General features: G+C 63.5%; 18 protein-coding genes. 6 read left to right on the top strand and 12 right to left on the bottom strand.

Annotated features, from left to right (window positions below):
- Positions 1-79: 79 nt before the first annotated feature.
- The 3 genes from mce to ATE71_RS07205 are packed head-to-tail and all read right to left on the bottom strand — an operon-like array spanning position 80 to position 2,562.
- The gene (mce, locus tag ATE71_RS07215; RefSeq protein WP_058802765.1) at positions 80-520 is read right to left on the bottom strand and encodes a methylmalonyl-CoA epimerase; all 441 of its coding nucleotides are present in this window, start codon (positions 518-520) and stop codon (positions 80-82) included.
- On the bottom strand, positions 517-996 hold the full coding sequence (locus tag ATE71_RS07210; RefSeq protein ID WP_235587943.1) for a hypothetical protein: 480 nt from the start codon (positions 994-996) through the stop codon (positions 517-519). The genes mce and ATE71_RS07210 overlap by 4 nt, the downstream gene beginning before the upstream one ends.
- Positions 997-1,029: 33 nt before the next feature.
- Positions 1,030-2,562 (bottom strand): acyl-CoA carboxylase subunit beta, encoded by a 1,533-nt coding sequence (locus ATE71_RS07205; RefSeq protein ID WP_058802763.1) that lies wholly within the window; start codon positions 2,560-2,562, stop codon positions 1,030-1,032.
- 110 nt (positions 2,563-2,672) lie between these two features.
- Between ATE71_RS07205 and ATE71_RS07200 the strand changes: the two genes are divergently transcribed.
- On the top strand, positions 2,673-4,082 hold the full coding sequence (locus tag ATE71_RS07200; RefSeq protein ID WP_058802762.1) for a helix-turn-helix domain-containing protein: 1,410 nt from the start codon (positions 2,673-2,675) through the stop codon (positions 4,080-4,082).
- Here the strand turns inward: ATE71_RS07200 and ATE71_RS07195 are convergent.
- Complete coding sequence (locus ATE71_RS07195; RefSeq protein ID WP_058802854.1) at positions 4,079-4,972, bottom strand: LysR substrate-binding domain-containing protein; 894 nt, start codon at positions 4,970-4,972, stop codon at positions 4,079-4,081. The two genes, ATE71_RS07200 and ATE71_RS07195, sit on opposite strands and share 4 nt — an antisense overlap.
- 114 nt (positions 4,973-5,086) lie before the next feature.
- Here ATE71_RS07195 and ATE71_RS07190 point away from each other — a divergent pair, with 114 nt between their 5' ends.
- Entirely contained in the window at positions 5,087-5,872 is a 786-nt protein-coding gene (locus ATE71_RS07190; RefSeq protein ID WP_058802761.1) for an SDR family NAD(P)-dependent oxidoreductase, read from the top strand.
- A gap of 39 nt (positions 5,873-5,911) precedes the next feature.
- Here ATE71_RS07190 and ATE71_RS07185 read toward each other — a convergent pair whose 3' ends face one another.
- The 3 genes from ATE71_RS07185 to pgi all read right to left on the bottom strand — a co-directional run bounded on the left by ATE71_RS07185 (position 5,912) and on the right by pgi (position 9,994).
- Complete coding sequence (locus ATE71_RS07185) at positions 5,912-6,928, bottom strand: NAD-dependent epimerase/dehydratase family protein (protein ID WP_058802760.1); 1,017 nt, start codon at positions 6,926-6,928, stop codon at positions 5,912-5,914.
- Between the two features lie 107 nt (positions 6,929-7,035).
- Entirely contained in the window at positions 7,036-8,382 is a 1,347-nt protein-coding gene (gor, locus tag ATE71_RS07180) for a glutathione-disulfide reductase (protein ID WP_058802759.1), read from the bottom strand.
- Positions 8,383-8,488: 106 nt separating this feature from the next.
- Entirely contained in the window at positions 8,489-9,994 is a 1,506-nt protein-coding gene (gene pgi, locus ATE71_RS07175; protein ID WP_058802852.1) for a glucose-6-phosphate isomerase, read from the bottom strand.
- A gap of 196 nt (positions 9,995-10,190) precedes the next feature.
- Between pgi and lepB the strand changes: the two genes are divergently transcribed.
- The 3 genes from lepB to era are packed head-to-tail and all read left to right on the top strand — an operon-like array spanning position 10,191 to position 12,576.
- Positions 10,191-11,009 carry a signal peptidase I gene (gene lepB, locus ATE71_RS07170; RefSeq protein ID WP_058802850.1) on the top strand — a complete coding sequence of 273 codons (819 nt, stop codon included), beginning with the start codon at positions 10,191-10,193 and terminating at the stop codon, positions 11,007-11,009.
- A complete protein-coding gene (gene rnc / locus ATE71_RS07165) occupies positions 11,006-11,686 on the top strand; it encodes a ribonuclease III (RefSeq protein WP_058802758.1) in 681 nt (226 codons plus the stop codon). Before lepB ends, rnc begins: the two co-directional genes overlap by 4 nt.
- On the top strand, positions 11,683-12,576 hold the full coding sequence (gene era / locus ATE71_RS07160) for a GTPase Era (RefSeq protein WP_058802757.1): 894 nt from the start codon (positions 11,683-11,685) through the stop codon (positions 12,574-12,576). The genes rnc and era overlap by 4 nt, the downstream gene beginning before the upstream one ends.
- Here the strand turns inward: era and ATE71_RS07155 are convergent.
- On the bottom strand, positions 12,573-13,697 hold the full coding sequence (locus ATE71_RS07155) for an alpha/beta fold hydrolase (protein ID WP_058802756.1): 1,125 nt from the start codon (positions 13,695-13,697) through the stop codon (positions 12,573-12,575). The two genes, era and ATE71_RS07155, sit on opposite strands and share 4 nt — an antisense overlap.
- Positions 13,698-14,250: 553 nt before the next feature.
- Here ATE71_RS07155 and ATE71_RS07150 point away from each other — a divergent pair.
- The gene (locus ATE71_RS07150) at positions 14,251-15,954 is read left to right on the top strand and encodes an alpha/beta hydrolase family protein (protein WP_160328020.1); all 1,704 of its coding nucleotides are present in this window, start codon (positions 14,251-14,253) and stop codon (positions 15,952-15,954) included.
- Positions 15,955-16,137: 183 nt separating this feature from the next.
- Here ATE71_RS07150 and topA read toward each other — a convergent pair whose 3' ends face one another.
- The 4 genes from topA to ATE71_RS07130 all read right to left on the bottom strand — a co-directional run bounded on the left by topA (position 16,138) and on the right by ATE71_RS07130 (position 22,133).
- Positions 16,138-18,690: a type I DNA topoisomerase gene (gene topA / locus ATE71_RS07145; RefSeq protein WP_058802754.1), complete on the bottom strand. Its 2,553-nt coding sequence runs from the start codon at positions 18,688-18,690 to the stop codon at positions 16,138-16,140.
- 66 nt (positions 18,691-18,756) lie between these two features.
- Entirely contained in the window at positions 18,757-19,425 is a 669-nt protein-coding gene (locus tag ATE71_RS07140; protein WP_058802753.1) for a hypothetical protein, read from the bottom strand.
- 92 nt (positions 19,426-19,517) lie between these two features.
- A complete protein-coding gene (locus ATE71_RS07135) occupies positions 19,518-20,516 on the bottom strand; it encodes a hypothetical protein (protein WP_058802752.1) in 999 nt (332 codons plus the stop codon).
- Positions 20,517-20,645: 129 nt separating this feature from the next.
- Complete coding sequence (locus ATE71_RS07130; RefSeq protein WP_235587942.1) at positions 20,646-22,133, bottom strand: vWA domain-containing protein; 1,488 nt, start codon at positions 22,131-22,133, stop codon at positions 20,646-20,648.
- Positions 22,134-22,175: the final 42 nt, after the last annotated feature.

The raw sequence follows: 22,175 nt of genomic DNA, 5'->3' as shown, positions 1-22,175 counted from the left end.
GCAACCCCTCATCCAAGTCCGGCTAGTTCGCTGCGCTCACAAGCCTCCCTATCCTTCTCCCTCAAGGGGAGAAGGTTTATCAATGCGCCTCCTTCGGCGTCTCCATAATCTCGGTCAGCACCCCGCCCATATCCTTGGGGTGCAGGAAGAAGATCAAAGTCCCATGCGCCCCGATCCGCGGCTCGCCGAGCACGCGCTTGCCCATGCTCTCGAATGCGGCCTTGGCGGCGTAGATGTCGGGCACTTCGTAGCACATATGATGCTGCCCGCCCGCCGGGTTCTTCTCGAGGAAGCCCGCGATCGAGGTGTTGCCGGGCAACGGCTCGACCAGTTCGATCTGCGTGCCGTTCAGCGCGCCGTCGGTGCCGGGCGTATCGACGAAGCAGACTTTGACGCCCTGCTCGGGTAGGTCGAAGGGCTCGTGGATTTTCGTCGCGCCCATCACGTCGCGGTAAAAGACGACGCTGTCGGCAATCGACGGCGTCGCGACGCCGATATGGTTGAGGCGGCCTAACTTCATTGAAAAATCTCGATATTCTTTGCGCGAAATTCGTTGAGGAGGTCATACACGCTGATACCCAGCTTCTTGATCTCCATGTCAGATTGATTGGTCACGCGGCGATATTCGCTTTCCGCTACGCGGACCACTTCTGCATCATTTTCATGGTCCAGTTCATCAACCTTCTCATGAAATTGAATGCAGGCATACGCTGCCGTTCTAAGCGGCGGAACGATGGCGCCTGCACCAACTTCTTCCAAGGCAATGTAAACATTCTCAATTGGCGTGTCAGACTCGCCAATTCTCATTTCACCGAAAAACTCGTTCATATTGCCAAGCTCGTAATATCCAACAAAGGCTTCCAACCAGCGAGACATCATTCTGATTTCTTCTTTTTTTTCCTCTTGCTTGTCGATCTCAATTTTTTCCAACGAGGCTTTCGATCTTGCGTTCTGAAATAGAAACAAAACGATCCCAAAGAAGATCAGGCCGATCACTATTTGCACTGCCAGCCGGGACATCGCATTACCTCACAACGGAATATTATCATGCTTTTTCCAAGGATTCTCGAGGCTCTTGTTTCTGAGCTTCCTTAGTCCCAGCGCGATCCGTCGCCGCGTCGAGTGCGGGTAGATCACCTCGTCGATATAGCCGCGCGACGCCGCCACGAAGGGGTTGGCGAAGCGCTCCTCATATTCCTTCGTCCGCTCGGCGATCTTTTCGGGATCGCCGATGTCCTTGCGGAAGATGATCTCGACCGCGCCCTTCGCGCCCATCACCGCGATCTCGGCGGTTGGCCAGGCATAGTTCAGATCGCCGCGCAGATGCTTCGACGCCATCACGTCATAAGCGCCGCCATAGGCCTTGCGCGTGATCACCGTGATCTTGGGCACCGTCGCCTCGGCGTAAGCGAACAGCAGCTTCGCGCCATGCTTGATGATGCCGTTATATTCTTGGCTCGTGCCGGGCAGGAAGCCGGGGACGTCGACGAAGGTGATGATCGGGATTTCGAACGCGTCGCAGAAGCGCACGAAACGCGCCGCCTTCTTTGACGAATTGATGTCGAGCACGCCCGCGAGCACCAGCGGCTGGTTCGCGACGATGCCGATCGTCCGCCCCTCGATGCGCCCGAAGCCGCAGATGATATTCGCCGCATGTGCCGGCTGCACTTCGAAGAAATCGCCCTCGTCGACCGTTTTGCGGATCAGCTCGTGCATGTCGTATGGCTGGTTCGCATTGGGCGGGATCAGCGTGTCGAGGCTCTTGTCCTCGCGGTCATAGGGATCGCTGGTCGGGCGGACGGGCACGCCACTGCGGTTGTTTTCGGGCAGGTAATCGAAGAAATCGCGCGTCGCGAGCAGCGTCTCGATATCATTTTCGAACGCGATATCGGCGACCGAGCTCTTGGTCGTGTGCGTGATCGCGCCGCCCAGCTCCTCTTGCGTCACCACCTCGTTCGTCACCGTTTTGACAACATCGGGGCCGGTGACGAACATATAACTGCTGTCCTTCACCATGAAGATGAAGTCGGTCATCGCCGGGCTGTAAACCGCCCCGCCCGCGCACGGCCCCATGATGAGGCTGATCTGCGGCACGACCCCCGACGCCAGCACATTCTTCTGGAACACGTCGGCATAGCCGCCGAGGCTCGCGACGCCCTCCTGGATGCGCGCGCCGCCGCTGTCATTGAGCCCGATGACCGGCACGCCCGCGAGCATCGCCTTGTCCATCACCTTGCAGATCTTTTCGGCATGGCGCTTCGACAGCGACCCGCCGAACACGGTGAAATCCTGGCTGAAAACATAGACGAGACGGCCGTTGATCGTACCCGATCCGGTGACAACGCCGTCGCCGGGGATCTTCTGTTTTTCCATGCCGAAATCGACGCAGTCATGCTCGACATAGGTGTCGAGTTCCTCGAACGATCCTTCGTCGAGCAGCACGTCGAGCCGCTCGCGCGCGGTCAGCTTGCCCTTGGCATGCTGCGCATCGATGCGCTTTTGCCCCCCGCCCAGGCGGGCGGCGGCACGGCGGCGTTCCATTTCGGCGATATTGGCGGACATGCGAACCCCTTCAACAATGGCGACAGCGCCGTCTGCCTTGCTCGCACAGTCGATGCAAATGCGAATTTGCAAAGTTGCAAAGTGCAAGTTTGCAAAGTAGCATCGCGCGGATGGTGCAAACCCGACTCTACGCTGGGCGGCAACTTCGCCAACTTCGGGAAACCCGCGCGATCCGCCAGGCCGACTTCGCCGCGCGGCTCTGCATCTCGGCCTCCTATCTCAGCCAGATCGAGCATGACGATCGCCCGCTGACCCCCGCGCTGCTCGACCGCTTGCAAAAGCTGTTCCCGCTCGAATGGGAGGAAGTCGCCGCGGAAACGGGCGACCGCCGCGCGGGTGCGCTCCGCGAAGCCGCCGCCGATCCGCTCTTCGCCGCATCCCCCCTGCCCCCCGAGCAGCTCGAACGCGCCGCGCTCCAGCAGCCGCAACTCGCCGACCAGTTCGTCGCGCTCCACGCCGCCTACCGCCGTGCGGGACAGCGGCTGCAGATCATCGACGAGGCGCTGACCGGCGGCACCGCCGAGGGCAGCCGCCTGCCATGGGAAGAGGTGCGCGACTGGTTCCACGACGCGGGCAATTATGTCGACAGCATCGATCGCGCCGCCGAGGCGCTCGCCGCGCAGCTCCGCGGCAAGGCCCCCTCGCCCGCGATCGAGACGATCGAGCGGCGGCTGCGCGACGCGCTCGGCATCTCAATCGTTTATACGCAAACGCAAAGCCTGCGCGATTTCGACGCGACGATGCGCCATCTGGTGATCGACCCATCGCAGCCCGCCGAGAGCCGCCGTTTCCAGCTCGCGCACCAGCTCGCCGCGCTGGCGCTGGCACGCGAGATTGCGGCGGTGGTCGAGGCCAGCCCGCTGCGCACCGCCGCCGCACGCCAATTGCTCCACGTCGGCCTCGCCAATTACGCCGCAGGCGCCGTCCTCATGCCCTACGCCCCATTCCGCGCCAGTGCGCGCGCGGTACGCCACGACATCGACCGGCTGCGCCTCGAATATGGCGTGAGTTTCGAACAAGCCTGCCACCGCCTCTCGACCCTCCAGCGCCCCGGCGCGCGCGGGATTCCTATGTTCTTCTGCCGCGTCGACATGGCGGGCAACATCACCAAGCGGCACAGCGCGACGCGGCTGCAATTCGCGCGCTTCGGGGGCGCCTGCCCGCTGTGGATCGTCCATGAGGCCGCGGCGATCCCCGACCGGATATTGTTCCAGCTCGCCGAGACGCCCGATGGCCTGCGCTATGTGTCGATGGCGAAGGGATTGGTCAAACCGTCGGGCAGCTACGCCCGCTCACCGCGCCGCTACGCCGTCGCGCTCGGGTGCGAGGCGCAATATGCCGCCGATTTCGTCTATGCCGACGGGGTCGATGTGAGTGCACCGCAGGCGGCGACGCGCATCGGCCTGTCGTGCCGCATTTGTCCGCGCGACGACTGCGACCAACGCGCCTTCCCGCCGAGCGACCGCCCGATCCTTGTCGATCCCGACCGGCGCGACGTCGTGCCGTACCGGATCGGTTAGGGCGCGATCACCAGTTCCTCGTCGAGGAAATCGAGGAACGCCCGAATGCGCGCGGCAGCCCGGTCCTCGGGCGCGTAGAGCGCATGGATATCCTCACCATCGCCGGGATGATGATCGGTCAGCACCTCGACCAGCCGCCCCGCGGCCAGATCTGCCGCGACATGAAAATGGCCGTGGCGCGAAATGCCGCCGCCGGCGACCGCCATCTGGCGCACCAGCTCGCCCGAATTGCCGAAGAAGCTGCCGTGCACCGGGCGATGCACGACGCGGCCGCCGATACGGAACGGCCAGCTGTCGATCGAGCGGCGGAAGCTGAAGCGCAGGCAATCGTGCGCGTCCAGATCGTCAGGCGTCTGCGGCGTGCCGCGCCGCGCAAGATAGGCCGGGCTGGCAACGAGCGCCATGCGGCTGCGGCCCAGCTTTTTCGCGCGCAGGCTGGTGTCGCGCAGCGGCCCGATGCGGATCGCGATGTCGGCGCGCTCCTCGACCAGGTCGACGATCGCGTCGGACAGCGCGAGGTCGAGGATAATTTCCGGATAGCGCGTGGTGAATTTCGGCAGCACCGGCAGCAAAGGCACCCCGATCGACGGCGAGGCGTTGACGCGGAGCAGCCCGCGCGGCCCCTGGCTGTCCCGTCCGAGCCCGGCCTCCACCGTCTCGATCTCGGCGAGCAACAGGCTCATGCGGTCGCGATAGGTGAGGCCTTCGGCGGTCAGCGCGAGCGAGCGCGTCGTGCGGCGAAACAGGATGATGCCCAGCCGCTGCTCCAGCCGCGCGATGCTGCGGCTGACTGCCGACGGGGTCAGCCGCAGAGCCTTGGCCGCGGCGGCAAAGCTGCCGCCGCTCGCCACCGCAAGAAAGGTCTCGATATCGCCGAACCGATTGTCCATCGCCATTACTGAATTTGAATCACTTCTGAATTGATAAGCGGCATTCTAATCAACAATCGGCTACGGCGCTATGTTCGGCCCATCGAAATTGCTTCCACCCGAAGGAGACGCATCATGGACCTGAAACTCAAGGGCAAGACCGCCATCGTCACCGGATCGACCGCGGGCATCGGCTTCGCGATCGCCAAACGCCTCGCCGAGGAAGGCGTCGAGGTCGCCATCACCGGACGTAACCAGGCGAAGCTGGACGAAGCCGCCGCCGAACTGGCGAAATCGGGCACGATCCGCGCGGTTCTCGCCGATCCGGCGACCGCCGAAGGCGCCGAAGCGCTGATCGCCGCCGTTCCTTCGACCGACATCCTCGTCAACAATCTGGGCATTTACGAGGCCAAACCCTTTGCCGAGATCAGCGACGCCGACTGGCACCATATCTTCGAGGTCAATGTCGTGAGCGGCGCGCGGCTGTCGCGGCACTATTTCCCGAAAATGCTCGAGAAGAACTGGGGCCGTGTGATCTTCATCGCGAGCGAAAGCGGCCTGCTGCCGCCCGCCGAGATGATCCATTACGGCATGACCAAGACCGCGCAGCTCACCATCGCGCGCGGGCTCGCCGAGCAGACCAAAGGCAGCGGCGTTACCGTCAACAGCGTGCTGCCGGGGCCGACGCGTTCGGAAGGCATCACCGACTTCATCAAGTCGGTCGTCTCGAACCCCGATGCCGCCGAGGTCGAACGCGAACAGGCGTTCTTCAAGGAACTGCGCCCGCTGTCGCTGATCCGCCGTCTGATAGACGCCGACGAAATCGGCGCAATGGTGACCTATCTCGCCAGCCCGCTTGCCGCCGCCACCAACGGCGCCGCGATCCGCGCCGAGGGCGGGATCGTGCCGACGATTGCGTAATTTGTGAACCCCGGCGAAAGCCGGGATTCACAAATATTGCTAGACCTTCACAATCCCCCGCTCGATCAGACCATGCGCCGTTGCGAGGATCGCCTCCTCGGGCGGCCGCATCCTCCAGCCGAGCCGCTGCATCGCATGGCGGCTGTCGCCGCCGCGGACATTGCCAAGTTCGGCGACGACCTGCTTGAGTTCGGGGCGGAAGACTGCCAGTGCCTTGAGCAGCCAGTCGGGCATCCGCCGCGTCGGCACCTTGCGCGCCTGTTCGCCCAGATTGGCCTTCAGGATATTGGCGACGTCGATGAACTTCAGGAACGGCCCCGAGCAGACGAAGCGCTCGTCCTTGATCCCCTCGGCGGTCAGCGCCCGATAATGCATGTCGGCGACGTCGCGCACGTCGATGATGCCGAAGCCGACATCGGGGCACATCGGTACCTTGCCTTCGAGCAGCTGTTTCACGACTTCAATCGATGTCGATAGATCGTCGGAAAGCAGCGGCCCGAACACCGCGGCGGGATTGACCGAGGCGAACTCGATTTCGGGCGCCTCGGCGCGCGCCCAGTCACGCGCGGCCTGCTCCGCAACCGTCTTCGATCGCGGGTAAGGCATGACGCCGGGGTTATCGAGATTGGTCCAGTCGGCTTCGTTGTAAAGATCACGCCCCGTGCCATGCCCATAGGCGATCGCCGCCATCGACGAGGTGAGGACGAAGCGCCTCACCCCTGCCCCCTTGGCGAAACGCAGCGCGCGCAGCGCGCCCTCGCGCGCCGGGATCACGAGTTCGTCGGCATGTTTCGGAACGTCGAGCGGAAAGGGCGACGCGACATGCGCGACATGGCTGCACCCCGCCATCGCCTCCTGCCAACCGGCGTCATTTTCCAGATCGGCGGCGAAGAAATCCAGCTTGCCATCGTCGACCGTTAGCCAGCCGCGAACCTCGGCTTCGCGCTTCAGGCTGCGGACGGTCGTCTTAACGGTCCAACCGTTCGCGATCAGCTGCCGGATCAGGAAGCCCGCGATATAGCCGCTACCCCCTGTGACCAAAGCCGTTCCCGCCATGCGTCCCTCCCGCGATTTTCGGGAGTCAGCTTAGCATTGCGTGCGCCCCGGCGAAAGCCAGGGTCCATCGAGCGCAAGGCCCCGGCTGTCGCCGGGGATCACGGCGGCTATTTCAGCAGCACCAGTTCCTCGGCCATGCTCGGGTGCAGCGCGACGGTGTTGTCGAAATCGGCCTTGGTCAGCCCAGCCTTTACCGCAACGGCCGCCGCCTGCAATATTTCGGGCGCATCGGGGCCGATCATGTGCAGGCCGACAACCTGGTCGGTCGCGGCGTTGACGATCATCTTGTACAGCGCGCGCTCGTTGCGGCCGGCGAGGACATTCTTCATCGCGCGGAAATCGCTGGTGTAGACACGGACCGAGCCGAGCTTGTTGCGCGCCTCCGCCTCGGTCATGCCGACCGCGCCGATCGGGGGGTGGCTGAACACCGCGCTCGGCACATTCTGATAATCGACCACCGTCGGCTTGCCGCCATAAAAGGTGTCGGCAAAGGCCTGTCCTTCGCGGATCGCGACGGGGGTCAGCTGGATCCGGTCGGTAACGTCGCCGACCGCGAAGATGCTCGGCACCGACGACTGGTTCCGCTCGTCGACCTTGATCGCGCCTTTGTCGTCGAGCTCGACGCCGGCCTCTTCCAGCCCGATCCCGCGGCTATTGGGAACCCGCCCCGCCGCGACGAGCACCGCATCGGCCTGCATCGGTTCGCAGCCTTCGAGCATCACCGTCAGCGACCCATCGTCATTCTTCTCGATCGACTGAAACGGTGCGTTAAACTTGAAATCGATCCCCTTGGTCATCGAAATCTGGAGCAGCCGGTCGCGGATCTGTTCGTCATAGCCGCGCAGGATCGTGTCGCCGCGATTGACGATCGTCACCTTGCTGCCGAATTCGTTGAAGATGCCGGCGAACTCGTTGGCGATATAGCCGCCGCCCGCGATGATGATGCGCTTCGGCAGCGTTTCGAGATGGAAGACCTCGTTCGACGTGATCGCATGCTGGCTGCCCGGAAATTCGGGGACGTGCGGCCAGCCGCCTGTCGCGATCAGGATGCGTTCGGCGGTAAGCTCGGTCCCGTCGGCGAGGCGCACCTTCTGCGGCCCGGCGACCGTCGCGCGCGTCCGGAGGACGGTCACCTTGTGATTGTCGAGCGTCTGGCCGTAGAGGCCTTCGAGCCGGTCGACCTCGGCAAGCACATTGTCGCGCAGCACCGGCCAGTCGAACTTGCAGTCGGGGACATCCCAGCCGAACTTGCGCGCGTCGTGGATATCTTCGGCGAAATGAGCGCCGTAAACGAGCAATTTCTTGGGCACGCAGCCGCGGATCACGCAGGTCCCACCGACCCGATACTCTTCGGCCACCGCAACGCGCGCGCCGTGCGATGCCGCGATGCGCGACGCGCGGACCCCGCCCGAACCGGCGCCGATAACGAAGAGATCATAGTCGAAATCACTCATGTATAACCCCTGAATTGGACAGGCAGGCATTCGTGCCCGGCGCCTATGTGGTTACACCGGCGCGGCTTGCCAATCGAAATTTGCGCTCAGTGTCAGCGATGCGCGCTCAATCGCCGAGCGCCGCCTGCATCAATGCCTGCGTCGCGGCGTCGAACTCGACCGTTCCTTCGGCAAGTCCTTTCGCCATTTCCTTGCCCAGCTCGACCCCGAACTGGTCGAACGGGTTGATGCCAAGCAGCACGGCGTTGGCGAAGACGCGATGCTCGTAGAAAGCGATCAGCGCGCCGAGGCTGCGCGGTGTCACCTGATTGAGCAGGATCGTCGTCGAGGGGCGGTCGCCCGGGTAGTTGCGGGCGCCGTCCTCGCTTGCACGCCCCGCCATCAGCGCCGCCCCCTGCGCGATACAATTGGCAACGAGCGTCTCGTGATGCGCATCGTCGAGCAGGTGGTCGGGCTCGCGCGCGATGACAAATTCGACCGGGGTCAGATGCGTCCCCTGATGGAGCAGCTGAAACACCGCATGCTGCGCGTCGGTGCCGACACCGCCCCAGGTAATCGGCGCGGTCTGTTGCGCGAGCGGCTGGCCATCGAAAGTTACCGACTTGCCGTTCGATTCCATTTCGAGTTGCTGGAGATAGTCAGGAAGCAGGCGCAATCGTTCATCGTAAGCGAAGACCGCGCGCGTCTGGCAACCAAGCCGGTTCGTGTAAACCTGATCGGCGAAGGCCGCGAGAAGGCAGATATTGTCAGCGCCGTCGGCGAGGCGGAAATGGCGGTCCATCTCGGCCGCCCCTTCGAGCAAGTCGGCGAAGGCGTCCCAGCCCAATGCGAGCGCCGCAGGAAAGCCGATCGACGACCAGAGCGAATAGCGCCCTCCGACGGTTTCGCTGAAGGGCAGGATGCGCGTTTCGTCGATCCCCCACTCCATCGCGCGCTCGGGCTTGGCGGTCAGCGCGACAAACCGGCCGAGCGGATCCTCGACCCCCGCCTCGTCGAGCCATTGCAGCGCCGAATTGGCGTTGAGCAACGTCTCGGTGGTGGTGAAGGTCTTGGAGGCGACGGCAACCAGCGTATGTTCGGCGCTGAACTTTGCAAAGGCTTCGTCGAGCGCGGCGCCGTCTACGTTCGACACCACCGCGACGTCATAGCGGTCGCTATGACGGCCGAGCGCATCGACGAGCAGGTCGGGGCCGAGCGCCGATCCGCCGATGCCGATATGAAGCAAATGGCGGATCTCACCGAACGCCCCCGCTTCGATCGCATCGATCATCATCCGCATTCGCTGGTGCAGCGCCTGCGCCACATGCACCGATTCCGGCGCCCCGTCGCCGCGTTCGGCGCTATGTTCGGCCGCGCGTCCCTCGGTCGGATTGGCGATGCCCCCGGCAAAAAGCGTCTTGCGGCGCCCCTGGAAATCCTGCGCCGCCGCAAGATCCGACAGCGTCGCGATTGCAGCGTCGTCGAGATGCGTCTTGGCGAAATCGAAGCGGATATCGGCGACGCTTCGCACGAGCGCCTGCAACCGCCTTTGGGGATCGGCGGCGACCAGCTCGGTCAGCCTTTGCGGCTGCCAGTCGGAAAGGGCCTGCCAGGCCTGAGCGGCGGTCTTCATGCGCATATGTCCTCGAAGGAGTGAATCTTCCGGCTTTCTCTAAGCCCGCGCTTCCTCGCACGCCAGTGCCGTCCGCCGATATTCGCTTGACGTGGCAACCTATTCATCGCCAATGCGCGGCATGACCAACGCCAGCTTTACCGCCGATGTGACGCCTCCGACCGAACCCGCGCCGTCCGCCCCGACCCCGGCGCCGGTGTCCGCGAAGGAAGAAGCCGTCGACACCGTCCGCTTCCTCGCGCTGCTCGCGATCGCGGTCCTGATCTTCCGCAGCTTTTTCCTGTCGCCTTTCAACATCCCGTCGGAATCCATGCAGCCGCGCCTGCTGATCGGCGACTATCTGCTCGTGAACAAGATGGCCTATGGCTATTCGAAATACAGCCTGCCGTTCAGCGTTCCGCTGATCCCGGGTCGCATTTTCCCGCGCACGCCCGAACGCGGCGATGTCGTCGTGTTTAAGGCGCCGCCGGTCAACGACAATGATTATATCAAGCGCGTCATCGGCCTGCCCGGCGACAGCGTGCAGGTAAAGGACGGCATCGTCTGGCTGAACGGCAAGCCCCTGAAACGCGAGGCGATGCCCGACCTCGTCATTCCGGTGACGCAGAACATGATCGACGCATCGCGGGCGACGGGCACGCTGCCTTGTTATTCGCCCGAATTCGAGGAAATCTCCGCCGACGGCCAGCGCCAGTGCCGCTACAAGCAGTTTAGGGAAACGCTGCCCAGCGGCAAAAGCTATGCGATCCTCGACATCACCAACATTCCCGAGGACAATACGCCGCTCGTCACCGTTCCCGCTGGCCATTTGTTCCTAATGGGCGACAACCGCGACCGCAGCGCCGACAGCCGTTTCCCCGCGATGGAAAATCAGGGCATCGGCCTTGTCCCCGAAGAGAATCTGGTCGGCCATGCTCTTGTCGGCATGTTCTCGACCGACGGGTCGGCCAGCTGGATCAACCCGATCAGCTGGTTCACCGCCGCCCGCTGGAGCCGCATCGGGGACGGTTTTTGAACGATCCCCTCGACACCGGGGCGCTCGCCGGAATCATCGGCGGCGCTCCGGGCGATCCGGCGCTCTACGATCTGGCGCTGACGCACGGAAGCACTGGACGCGCCGATTATCAGCGGCTCGAATTTCTCGGCGACCGCGTGCTCGGGCTCGTGATCGCGGCAGAACTCTACACACGCTTCCCCGCCGCCAGCGAAGGCGAAATGTCGTCGCGGTTGCATGTGCTGGCGTCGGGCGCGACCTGCGCCGCGGTCGCGCGCAAGCTCGACCTCACCGCGCTCATTCGGTTCGGCGCGCAGGCCCGCAACGATGGCGGGCGCTACAGCGACAATATCGCCGCCGATGCGATGGAGGCCTTGATCGGCGCGCTCTGGCTCGACAAGGGCGCCGATGCCGCGCGCCGTTTCATCCTCGCGCACTGGGGCGAGATGATCGACGGCCAGCTGGCCGCGCCCAAACATCCCAAGGCGGCGCTGCAGGAATGGGCGCTCGCACGCAAACGCCGCCCGCCCGAATATGAGATCGTCTCGCGCGAAGGACCTGACCACGCACCGCGTTTTCGCGTCGCGGTGAGCGTCGGCAAGCTCGCCCGCGCCGAAGCCGAGGGCGCGTCGAAACAGGCGGCCGAGAAGGCCGCGGCGGCGGCGCTGCTTGCCGAACTTGAAGGAATGAAGCCATGACCCACCACTGCGGTTTCGTCGCCGTCGTCGGCGCGCCCAATGCGGGCAAGTCGACGATCGTCAACGCGCTCGTCGGCCAGAAGGTCGCGATCGTCAGCCCCAAGGCACAGACGACGCGGACGCGCCTGATGGGCGTCGCGATGGAGGGCGAGGCGCAGATCGTCCTGATCGACACGCCCGGCATTTTCGCCCCGACGCGCCGCCTAGACCGTGCGATGGTCGCCGCCGCCTGGGGCAGTCTCGAAGAAGCCGAGGCGATTCTCGTCATGGTCGATGCCGCTGCCAAGCTGACCGGCCGCGTCGAGCGCGTGATCGAGGGTATCGCGAACCGGCCCGAGAAGAAATATCTGGTGCTGAACAAGGTCGACCTGACCAAGAAGGACAAGCTGCTCACGATCGCGACCGATCTCAACGGCCGCGTCGCCTTCGACGAAACCTTCTTCATTTCGGCCAGCAGCGGCGACGGCGTTCCCGAACTCAAGGCGCATCTTGCCAAACTGATGCCCGAGGGGCCTTGGCATTTCCCCGAGGACGAGGTCAGCGACGCGCCCGAACGGATGCTGGCGGCCGAAATTACGCGCGAGCAGCTCTATCGCCAGCTTCACGAAGAATTGCCCTATCAGTCGACGGTCGAGACCGAGCTGTTCAAGACTCGTCCCGACGGCAGCGCCGAAATCCACCAGCAGATTTTTGTCGCGCGCGACAACCAGCGCGCGATCGTGCTCGGCAAGGGAGGCGCGCGCATCAAGGAAATCGGCGCGCGCGCGCGGGCCGAGCTGACCGAGTTGATGGGCCGCAAGGTTCACCTGTTCCTGCACGTCAAGGTCAAGGAAAATTGGGACGAGGACCGTAGCGTCTATCGCGACATGGGGCTCGACTGGGTCGACTAAATCCGCCGGCAGTCGTTCGGCGGCGGATTGCCGTCGAAGCGCGCGGTGATCCAGCCGATCGTTTCCTGCGCGCTGTCCTTCGCGCTCGCGCCATGATCGCCGGTCATGTCGATCCAGCGCGTCGGCGTTCCGCGCCGGCACACGGCCTTCGCGAACTTGCGTGTGACCGCGGGCGCGACGATCGTATCCTTGCTGCTTTGCGCGATCAGCAGCGGCCCCGGCACCCGCGCCGGATCGACGCTGTTGGCGCGTTCGAACGAGCCAAACGGCTCGATCTTTTCGATATCCTTGCCCTTTGTCGCGCGGGCGACGGTCAGGATGCCGAGGATCGTGCGGAGCTTCGGCTTCTTGTGAAATTCGACGCAATTATTTTGCGCCAGCCGGTTGATGACGCCCTGGTTCGTTCGGTTGGCAATCGGATCAAGCGAAAAGCCGTAGAGCGTCGACCAGCTGTGCAGCGCGAAGGAGAGCAGCAGCGCCCGCGCATTCTTGTCGCTGCCTTCGCGCAAATTGGCGCCGAGATCGGTCGGCGGCGCCGCCGCCGCGGTGCCAACGAGCGTCAGGTCCGGCGCGTAGCTGCGCGCCGAGATCGCGGTCCACAGCGCCGCATGGCCGCCCTGCGATTCGCCCCAGACGGCAAAATCGCCGCCCGCAGCCGCACCGGGAATTTCGCGTGCAGCGCGCACCGCGTCGAGCACCGCATTGGCGGTATCCGGGCCGACGAGAAACGGGTGCATCGTCGGGCTGCCGAGTCCGATATAGTCGGGCGCAACGACAACATAACCGCTGCGCACCGCATCCATCCCCGCCGAATATTCGAAGAAACTGGGGCTGAGCGACGGCGCGCATTTCTCCATGACGCCCCACGCGCCGTGCGTCCAGGCGATGACACGACGCGGCCGCGCCGGGATCGCCTCCATCGGGGCGGCGACGATGCCGGTGACCGCAAAGCGCTGGCCGTTGCCGTTCGTCGTCCAATATTGCACGCGCCACGCCTGTGTGCCGGGCGGCGTGTCGGGCATCGGCTGGGCGGAGATCAGATAGCCGGTCTGCTGCGCCGTGGCGGGCAGGGCTAGCGTGGACACGATGCCGAGCAGGACGGCAGCAAAGAGGTGGCGCATGGACGTATCTCCCCGATGTCACCCCTTTATCACGGGTTCGGGAAGTCTGAAACGCCGGGAGTCATCCCTCCCCAAGCTTCGTCATTCCCGCGAACTTGAGGGCACCGATACAATAACTATGAGGGTTGCTCGACAAGCTAGTGCCGCCCCTATCCAGATCATCCAATGATCATATTTTCGGTGCGCCAGTAACGCACCGGGTCTTTCCATTCCAGTGGTTGGTGATAGGGAATTTGTTGCGAGCAATAAATTGGGGGCATGAATGCGGTGTAAAACGGGGCAACGATTTCACGCGACCACGCGAACTCGATGCAAGATAATTCTATCCGCGCTTTTCTTTTCCGCCTGCGGCACGCCAGCGCTCGCAGACAATACGAAACCGACGGAATCCAGTAACTTTACTCCCCTGCCGACGAGTGCCTTTGCCGAACTTCCCTTTGTCGAAGATGTGGAGCTATCGCCCGACGGCACCCAGTTGGCGGGGCTCTTTGGGATCGGAGGCGAGCAGCGCATCATGATGATGCCTATCGTCGGCGACAGGTCCAAGGGGGTCATGATCGCTGTTCCGGATCAGACTCAGGTTGCCTGGATTCGCTGGGTTGGCAACGACAACGTCATCGTGGGCCTATCCGCGCTTTTGCCGGTCGAGACCGATCGCTGGTATATATCGCGCCTGATCGGCATCGACCGCAGCACCGGAAAGATAACCAAGCTCCTGTGGGACCTTGGCGGGCAGAATGCTTCTGATGTTCTGTGGATACCAGCCGATGGCAGCAAGGAGATACTCGTTGCCGCTCAAAGCTCGATCTACAGCAACATCCCTGGCTTCTGGCCGGCGGTTTACCGGGTTGACGTGGCGACCGGGCGCAAACGTGTAGTCGAAAAGGGCCGGGCCGATGTCGTCGACTGGGGCGCCGATCATCTCGGCCGCGTGCGTTTCGGCATCGGCTATCGCGATACGACGACCAAATCGACCCTGCTCTTCCGATCGAGCGGCGAACGCGCGTTGCGCGTCATCGACAGCGCAAAGCTCGGTGACGAAGAGGAACTGACCATTCCCTTTTACTTCGTCCCCGACAGCAATCGCGGCTTCGTAATCAAGGAGAACGCAAGCGGTCGATCAGCAGTTGTCGAGATCGACATTCCGACCGGTAAGGATGTGCGAACGGTTTATGCCGATGACGAAGCGGATGTCGAACGCGTTTTGATGGCGTCCGACGGATCAAAACTGCTCGGGGTCAGCACAAGCGATCGGGATACGCCGCTGCGCTGGCTCGATCCTGCGATGGCCGCTCATCAAAAGACGCTTGAAGCGGCATCGCCGAATTCGGTCGTGCGGGTTGAAAGCTTCAGCGACGATCAAAAAAAGTTGCTCGTCCGGTTCAGCACGCCCGACAATCCGGGCCTGCTCTTTTATTTCGATGCGGTGACCGGCGACCTTATCAAGCTGGCAGCGATGAACGATACGCTCGACGGCAAGCGTCTCTCGCGGGCAAAGATGATCCAGTACAAGGCACGCGATGGGCTGGAGATCGAAGGCGTGCTGACGATGCCGCGCGGCCGGAACAGCAAAAATCTACCGCTCGTCGTCATGCCGCATGGCGGGCCTTGGGCGCATGACACGCTGACCTACGATTATTGGGCCCAATTTCTTGCCGAGCGCGGCTACGCTGTACTCCAGCCCAATTTCCGGGGATCGACCGGTTACGGAATTGCCTTCGAAAAGGCCGGCCAGGGACAGCTGGGCTTCGCGATGCAGGACGACATTACCGACGGCGTGCGCTGGGCTGTTGCAGAAGGGATCGCCGATCCCAAACGCGTCTGTATCGTCGGCGGCTCATATGGCGGCTACGCTGCGATGTGGGGGATCGCGAAGGACCCAGACCTCTATCGCTGCGCGGTCTCGATCAACGGCGTCGCCAACCTCCGCCGCGAAGTCAACGACTTCGGCGGCATGATACGCAAGCGTCTCTATCGCGGGCAGTGGCAGAAAATGACCCCCGACTTCGCGGCAGTTTCCCCGATCAACGCCATAGCGCGGATCAAAGCTCCGCTGCTGCTGATCCATGGAAAGAAGGACGTGACGGTCGACCATGCTCAGTCGGCACGTATGTATTCCGCTATGACGAAGGCCGGCAAGGCTGTCGAATTTGTCTCGGTCCCGCTTGCCGACCATTATTTTACGCGGGAAGCCGACCGGATGACATTGCTCACGTCGATCGAACGCTTCCTCGCCAAGCATAACCCGCCCGACTGACCAGCGTCAGGGGAACACCCACAAAACCGTTCGACGAGTTACGGCTTGTTTACAACACATAAAACGAACCCGCCAAGCAAGGGATCTTTTCGCCATAAATCGAAATTTCAAGCGAATTATAACAATGGTGCGCTCGGGAAAGCGGGAATGACGAATTTAGAGGACGAGCCGCTTCAGACTTGACTATTCGGCGGCCTTCTTCTTCGCTGGCGCCTTCTTGGCTGCTGGCTTTTTCGCGGGTGTCTTCTTTTTCGGCGCGGCCTTCTTCTTGCCCTTTGCCGGGCCTTTGGCGGCGCGCGCGTCGATCAGCGCGATCGCCTCTTCCAGCGTCAACGTCGCCGGATCGGCGGTCTTGGGCAGTGTCGCGTTGGTCGTGCCGTCGGTAACATAGGGACCGAAGCGCCCTTCCATCAGCTTCATCTCGCCGCCGCTCGTCGGGTGCGGGCCGAAGGTGTTGAGCGGTTCGGCCTTGGTCCGCCCGCGCCCACCGCCCGCCGCGGCTTCGGCGATGCGGACGACCGCGGCATTCATTCCGATGTCGAAAATCTCGGCGGTGCCCGTCAGCTTCGCATATTTGCCGTCGTGGAGCAGATAAGGACCGTAGCGCCCCAGCCCCGCCATGATCGGCTTGCCACTTTCGGGATGCACGCCGACTTCGCGCGGCAGGCTCAAGAGCCGCAGCGCATAATCGAGATCGAAATCCTCGCCCGGAATATCCTTGGGGATCGACGAGCGCTTCGCTTCCTTGCCGTCGCCGAGCTGGATATAGGGACCGAAACGCCCGCTGCGCTTTGTGACTTCCAGACCGCTTTCGGGATCGTTGCCGAGTGTCTCGGGTCCTGTATCGGCGCCGTCACCGCCACCCGGCTGCGCGAATTTGCGCGTATATTTGCAGTCGGGATAATTGCTGCACGCGATGAACGGGCCGAATTTGCCGCCGCGCAGCGCGAGCCGCCCGGTGCCGCAATTGGGGCAGAGACGCGGGTCGCTGCCGTCGCCCTTGTCGGGGAAAAGATAGGGGCCGAGAAATTCGTCGAGCGCCGCGGTGATCTCCGACGGCTTTTGTTCCATCACCTCGCCGGTACGCGGCTTGAAATCGCGCCAGAAGCGTTCGAGCACCGCCTGCCACTGCGCGCGGCCGCCCGAGACGTCGTCGAGTTCTTCCTCGAGCCCCGCGGTGAAATCATAACCGACATAGCGTTCGAAGAAGCGCTCGAGGAAAGCCGTGAGCAAGCGTCCGCTTTCTTCGGGAATAAAGCGGTTCTTCTCGACCGTCACATAGGCGCGGTCCTTCAGTACCTGCAGGATCGAGGCATAGGTCGACGGGCGCCCGATGCCGAGCTCCTCCATCTTCTTGACGAGGCTCGCTTCCGAATAGCGCGGCGGCGGCTGCGTCTCGTGGCTTTCGACCTCGACGCCGGTCTTCGCCGGCGCATCGCCCTTCGCCATCGCGGGGAGCAGGCGCGCGTCGTCGTCTTCCGCGCTATCGTCGCGGCCCTCGTCATAGAGCGCAAGGAAGCCGGGGAATTTCACCACCTGCCCGGTCGCGCGCATCACCGTCTTGCCGGTGCCGTCCGAAAGATCGACGCTCGTGCGTTCGAGCCGCGCCGACGCCATCTGGCTCGCCAGCGCGCGCTTCCAGATCAGTTCGTAGAGGCGCGCGTGGTCGCCGCTTCCCGCCTTATCCTTCGAAAAATCGGTCGGGCGGATCGCTTCGTGCGCTTCCTGCGCATTCTTTGCCTTGGTCTGATACTGCCGCGGCTGGTCGGGAACATAGCCGCCGTCGTAGCGTGTCGCGATCGCCTTGCGCGCCGCACTGATCGCGCTGCCGTCCATCTGGACCCCGTCTGTCCGCATATAGGTGATCGCGCCATCCTCGTAGAGCGCCTGCGCGATCCGCATCGTGTGGCTCGCCGAGAATCCGAGCTTGCGCGCCGCCTCCTGCTGCAACGTCGAAGTGGTGAAGGGCGGCGGCGGGTTGCGCGTCAGCGGCTTGGTCTCCACCGTGTCGACGGTAAAATGGCCCGCCATCACATCGGCTTCGGCGGCGCGGGCATCGGCTTCGTTCGTGATCGACAACCGCTCGATCTTGTCGCCCTTCCACCGCGACAGCCGCGCCTTGAACGGCGTGCCGCCCATCTCGAACAGGCCGGTCACCGACCAATATTGCTGCGCGACAAAGGCTTCGATCTCGCGCTCGCGCTCGACCACCAGCCGCAGTGCGACCGACTGCACGCGCCCCGCCGATTTGGCGCCGGGCAGCTTGCGCCACAGCACCGGCGACAGGGTGAAGCCGACAAGATAGTCCAGCGCGCGGCGCGCGCGATAGGCGTCGATCAGGTCGGTATCGAGCTCGCGCGGATGCGCCATCGCGTCGGTCACTGCCTGCTTGGTGATCGCGTTGAAGGTCACGCGATCGACCGACTGCGGCAACGCCTTCTTGCTTCGCAGCAATTCCTGAACATGCCAGCTGATCGCCTCGCCCTCGCGGTCAGGGTCAGTCGCGAGGATCAGACGGTCGGCGCCCTTTGCGGCGTCCGAAATTTCCTTCAGCCGCTTCGCCTTGTCGGGATAAAGCTGCCACTGCATCGCAAAGCCGTCGTCGGGATCGACCGAGCCGTCCTTGGGCGGCAGGTCGCGGACATGACCATAGCTCGCCAGGACCTTGAAATCGCGTCCGAGATATTTCTCGATCGTCTTCGCCTTTGCAGGCGATTCCACAATTACCAATTGCATTGAAAAATTCGTTCCCCGAAAACTCTTACGTACGTACGCGCGAGGGTGGCGCCGCCGTGCTGTGCGTCAACTGAAAATTTCCTGCAAGGTCGATGCGGGCTGCTCGATATTCAAGAGCAGCGCGACCGCCGCCAGATAGCTGCCCACTTGCCCCGCACTCGACAGGAGGTTGATCATCGTCAGCCAAGCGAACTCATGACCGTTGGTGAATGACGGTCGGTAGAGGTCGAGGGCCAGCGGCGCCGCCGACATCGCAAACAGAATCGCGCCGACGCCGAGCGCAGCGGGCCAATGCGACTCTAGCATTTCCCAACTACGCGCCATCGCCGCCCGGCGCCCGCCCCCATCGCGAATCAGGATAACGCTGGCGAGATACCAGCGCGCGAACAGATAGAGGCCCGGTAGAACAAGCAAAAGCAGGCCGACGAGAATGCCCAATCCGATGAAAAGGCCCTGAAGATAGACGGTCAGCGAATTGACGATCGACACTCTCGGCACAACGCCCGCGCGTTCCAATACTTCGCGCGTCAACCAAACCTGCACGAAGGTGATGGCGATGCCATAGAAAATGAGTACAACCGATCCACTGTCGTTGGCACGTTCGATCCCGATATCGGAGAGGATGCCGATCAATGTCATCAACAGCCATGCGATCAGCACGGTGACCGGCATGACGGAGACGATGCCCCATGACCGGCGCAGGGTCGGAACCAGCAATGACGCCTCGAACTGCACGTAGCCCGATCCCCATACCCCGATATCGGGTTGGATTTTGCGGACGCCCTGCGGCCCGTCAAGGCCAAAGGGCGTCCGCGCCCGACCAGACCTCAGCGAAGCGCGCCGAGCTGTCCGATCAGCAATGTATTTGCCAGACTCGCGGCCTTCACCGCGCCGGCTTCATAAGCCTCGGGCTTGGCGGTGAACTGGAATTTGCGCGTCTTTCCGAAGCGCGGCAACCCGATATTGGCGGCGGCCGCAAGTCCGCCTACAACATTCGCCGTCGATTGCACCGCCTTCTCGGTGCCGGTTGAGGCGTCGGCCTTTTCGACAAACTCGCCCTCGACCGCGACCGGCGCCTTGACCGTGATGATCGATTGCTTCCCGTTCGGGGCAATCAGCGTCACGCGCGAATAGTCGGCGGTGACGGACAGGCCGCTGTTGACCTCGATCCCGCCGCCGAAACTGAAGGCGCCCGGACGTTTCTGGTTCGAAAAGTCGATAAGATAGGTCACGTCGATCACGCCAACGCCCGCATCCCTGGCATAGTTGGTCAGCGCCATGCTGGCCTGCCCGATCGACATGTTCATGCCGATCCCGCCAAAGCCGCCGCCGCCCGAATGGTCACCTGGGATCATCAATAGCGAAGGTAGCGCCGAAGGTTTGAAATAGGTCGCCTTGCCCTTGCTGCCCTTTTCGAGCTGGACCGAAAGCTCCAGCGGCACGTCGAGCGATTTTGTTTTTGCCAAAGCGGTGTGGCCGAACAAGGCGTCGGGCGGCTGCACCGCAAAGCCTTGCGCCGCCAATTGCCCGACAAAGTCGGCATAGGCGGCATCGGCGATCGATTGCATCATCGATGGCGTCACGCCGACAAGTTCGCTCTTCGCCTTGGTTGCCCCGCCAAACGCGCCCATCAACCCGCCGGTGGCGGCCTTGCTGTCGGTCGATTCGAAGATGAAGCCGACGTTGAACGCACCAATCGCAACCGTCGTGACGCCTTTCGCGTTCGACGGCCCGGAAATCTTGACCGGTTCTTTTTCCTTGGCAGCAATGGCGGCGGGCTGTGCCAGCATCGCGACCACGGCGATGCCCACTAACAGTTTTCTCATGGGTCTTCCCCCTCCGACTCCCCGCCCCGCCGGTCGACCCATCCGACCGGAAAAGGGAGTTATCGAAGCAACCCACGCCCCCGCATCGGCCAGATGCGGGGGTCATGTCAAGGCCGTGACGTCAACGCGTTAGCCGTTCTGCCAGTTGAAGTCGGCAGGCAAAACGCATTTCCCAGCATCATATTTGCCCACGCTGCGGATGATCTCCCGATCCTCGGGCTCGATCCGGCGGCCGCTGATCTGGCTGTCGATCAAGCGGCGGACGAGGGCGTCAAGGCGAGTGACCAGATAGCAGTCGACCGCCGGCGGCGCGTGCGGATTGCCCACCCCGCTGTCGTCGGTGAGGAACAGGTAGCGCGACTGGGTTGCGGCCGCCATCGCGCGCATCGCATATTCGGCCTTGTCGGCGACGCCCGAGGCCGCGACGGGGGTGATATGGATGCGTTTCGCGCGCGCCGCTTCCGCTGCGGCCCATGTCCGCCCGAACCGGTCGTCGTGCGGCGGCGCATCGGCGACGAGCAGCAGCGACTTCACCGCATCGGGGCGCCAGTCCTGCCCGACCGCGCGGATCATCGCCTGGTCCATCGCTTCGGGATAATCACCGCCGCCATTGGCATTCTGCCGTGCCAGCGCGCCCTGCACGCGCCCGATGTCGCGATCGAACGCCACCGTCCGCGTAACATAATCGTCGCCCAGGTCGCGATAGAAGACAAAGCCGATGCGAATGTCGAGATCGCGGTGCTTTGCTGTGATCGCGCTGATGATCGACCGCAGTTCGGACTGAAGGTAATTGATCTCGTCGCCCATGCTGCCCGTCGTGTCGACGACGAGCATCAGGTCGAGCTTGGTCACCTTGGTCGCCGCCTGGTTTGCGGTAAGCCCGACGAGTTGCCCTCCCGCGGCGTTGGAGACGAACACGGGCCGCGCGTCGGCGATGCTCCGCCCGGCCTTGCGCGCCGAAACGGTGATCCGCTCGCTCAGCCGGTCGAGGCCAGGGAAAAAGACGGTGCTGCCGTCGGCCTGCGTCGCCATCGTGATGCTGTTGCCGTCGCTGCATGTCACGACAACGTCGGCAAAAGGGACCGGCTGGCCGTTGCGATCATTGACCTTGACCGTCACGACGCGCGTAGTGTCGACGCGTGGCAGGCTGCGCACCTCCTGCCCCAGATCGCCGGAGCGCCCGACATAGGCGGCATAAAGCTCGGGGTTGAGTAGGTCGTCATGCTCGCCCGCGGTCAAAACGCCCGACTGCGGTTGCGGCCGCGGATAGGGACGCGGCGGCACGATGCCGGGCGCAACGCGCGAAAAGTCGGACGAAGAGCCCGCTGGCGGTGCGGATGCCTCGGCGGCGGCCTCGCGAGCTTCGCCGTCAACCCGCGAACCGGTCACCACGACGTCGCGCGCGGGCTCCTCGTAAATCGGCGACGGTGACGGCGGCGGAGGCGGCGGCGGAGGCGCCATCGTCGGCATCGCCTCGGCGCGCGTACGCTTGCTGCCCTTCGTCTTGATACCGCCGCTCGATGACTGCTGTTGCGACCGCGCCGCGGGCTCGAGTTGCGGCAGGGGACCGGCATTACGGCAATAGCCTTGGTCGCCGGTCGCAGAGCTAAATGCCATCGCGGCAGGAATTGGCGAGGGCGCGGCGGCTAGAACCGCGAC

This window comes from Sphingopyxis sp. H115 (assembly GCF_001468465.1).
In the GTDB taxonomy this organism is placed as follows: Bacteria; Pseudomonadota; Alphaproteobacteria; order Sphingomonadales; family Sphingomonadaceae; genus Sphingopyxis.
This window is presented reverse-complemented; position numbering and strand designations above follow the sequence as displayed.

Excerpts from the sequence above, each read along its gene's own strand:
- mce (WP_058802765.1), bottom strand. The coding sequence starts at position 520 with ATGAAGTTAGGCCGCCTCAACCATATCGGCGTCGCGACGCCGTCGATT.
- ATE71_RS07205 (WP_058802763.1), bottom strand. The coding sequence starts at position 2,562 with ATGTCCGCCAATATCGCCGAAATGGAACGCCGCCGTGCCGCCGCCCGC.
- ATE71_RS07200 (WP_058802762.1), top strand. The coding sequence starts at position 2,673 with ATGGTGCAAACCCGACTCTACGCTGGGCGGCAACTTCGCCAACTTCGG.
- ATE71_RS07195 (WP_058802854.1), bottom strand. The coding sequence starts at position 4,972 with ATGGACAATCGGTTCGGCGATATCGAGACCTTTCTTGCGGTGGCGAGC.
- ATE71_RS07190 (WP_058802761.1), top strand. The coding sequence starts at position 5,087 with ATGGACCTGAAACTCAAGGGCAAGACCGCCATCGTCACCGGATCGACC.
- ATE71_RS07185 (WP_058802760.1), bottom strand. The coding sequence starts at position 6,928 with ATGGCGGGAACGGCTTTGGTCACAGGGGGTAGCGGCTATATCGCGGGC.
- gor (WP_058802759.1), bottom strand. The coding sequence starts at position 8,382 with ATGAGTGATTTCGACTATGATCTCTTCGTTATCGGCGCCGGTTCGGGC.
- pgi (WP_058802852.1), bottom strand. The coding sequence starts at position 9,994 with ATGAAGACCGCCGCTCAGGCCTGGCAGGCCCTTTCCGACTGGCAGCCG.
- era (WP_058802757.1), top strand. The coding sequence starts at position 11,683 with ATGACCCACCACTGCGGTTTCGTCGCCGTCGTCGGCGCGCCCAATGCG.
- ATE71_RS07155 (WP_058802756.1), bottom strand. The coding sequence starts at position 13,697 with ATGCGCCACCTCTTTGCTGCCGTCCTGCTCGGCATCGTGTCCACGCTA.
- ATE71_RS07150 (WP_160328020.1), top strand. The coding sequence starts at position 14,251 with ATGATCGCTGTTCCGGATCAGACTCAGGTTGCCTGGATTCGCTGGGTT.
- topA (WP_058802754.1), bottom strand. The coding sequence starts at position 18,690 with ATGCAATTGGTAATTGTGGAATCGCCTGCAAAGGCGAAGACGATCGAG.
- ATE71_RS07135 (WP_058802752.1), bottom strand. The coding sequence starts at position 20,516 with ATGAGAAAACTGTTAGTGGGCATCGCCGTGGTCGCGATGCTGGCACAG.
- ATE71_RS07130 (WP_235587942.1), bottom strand. The coding sequence starts at position 22,133 with ATGGCATTTAGCTCTGCGACCGGCGACCAAGGCTATTGCCGTAATGCC.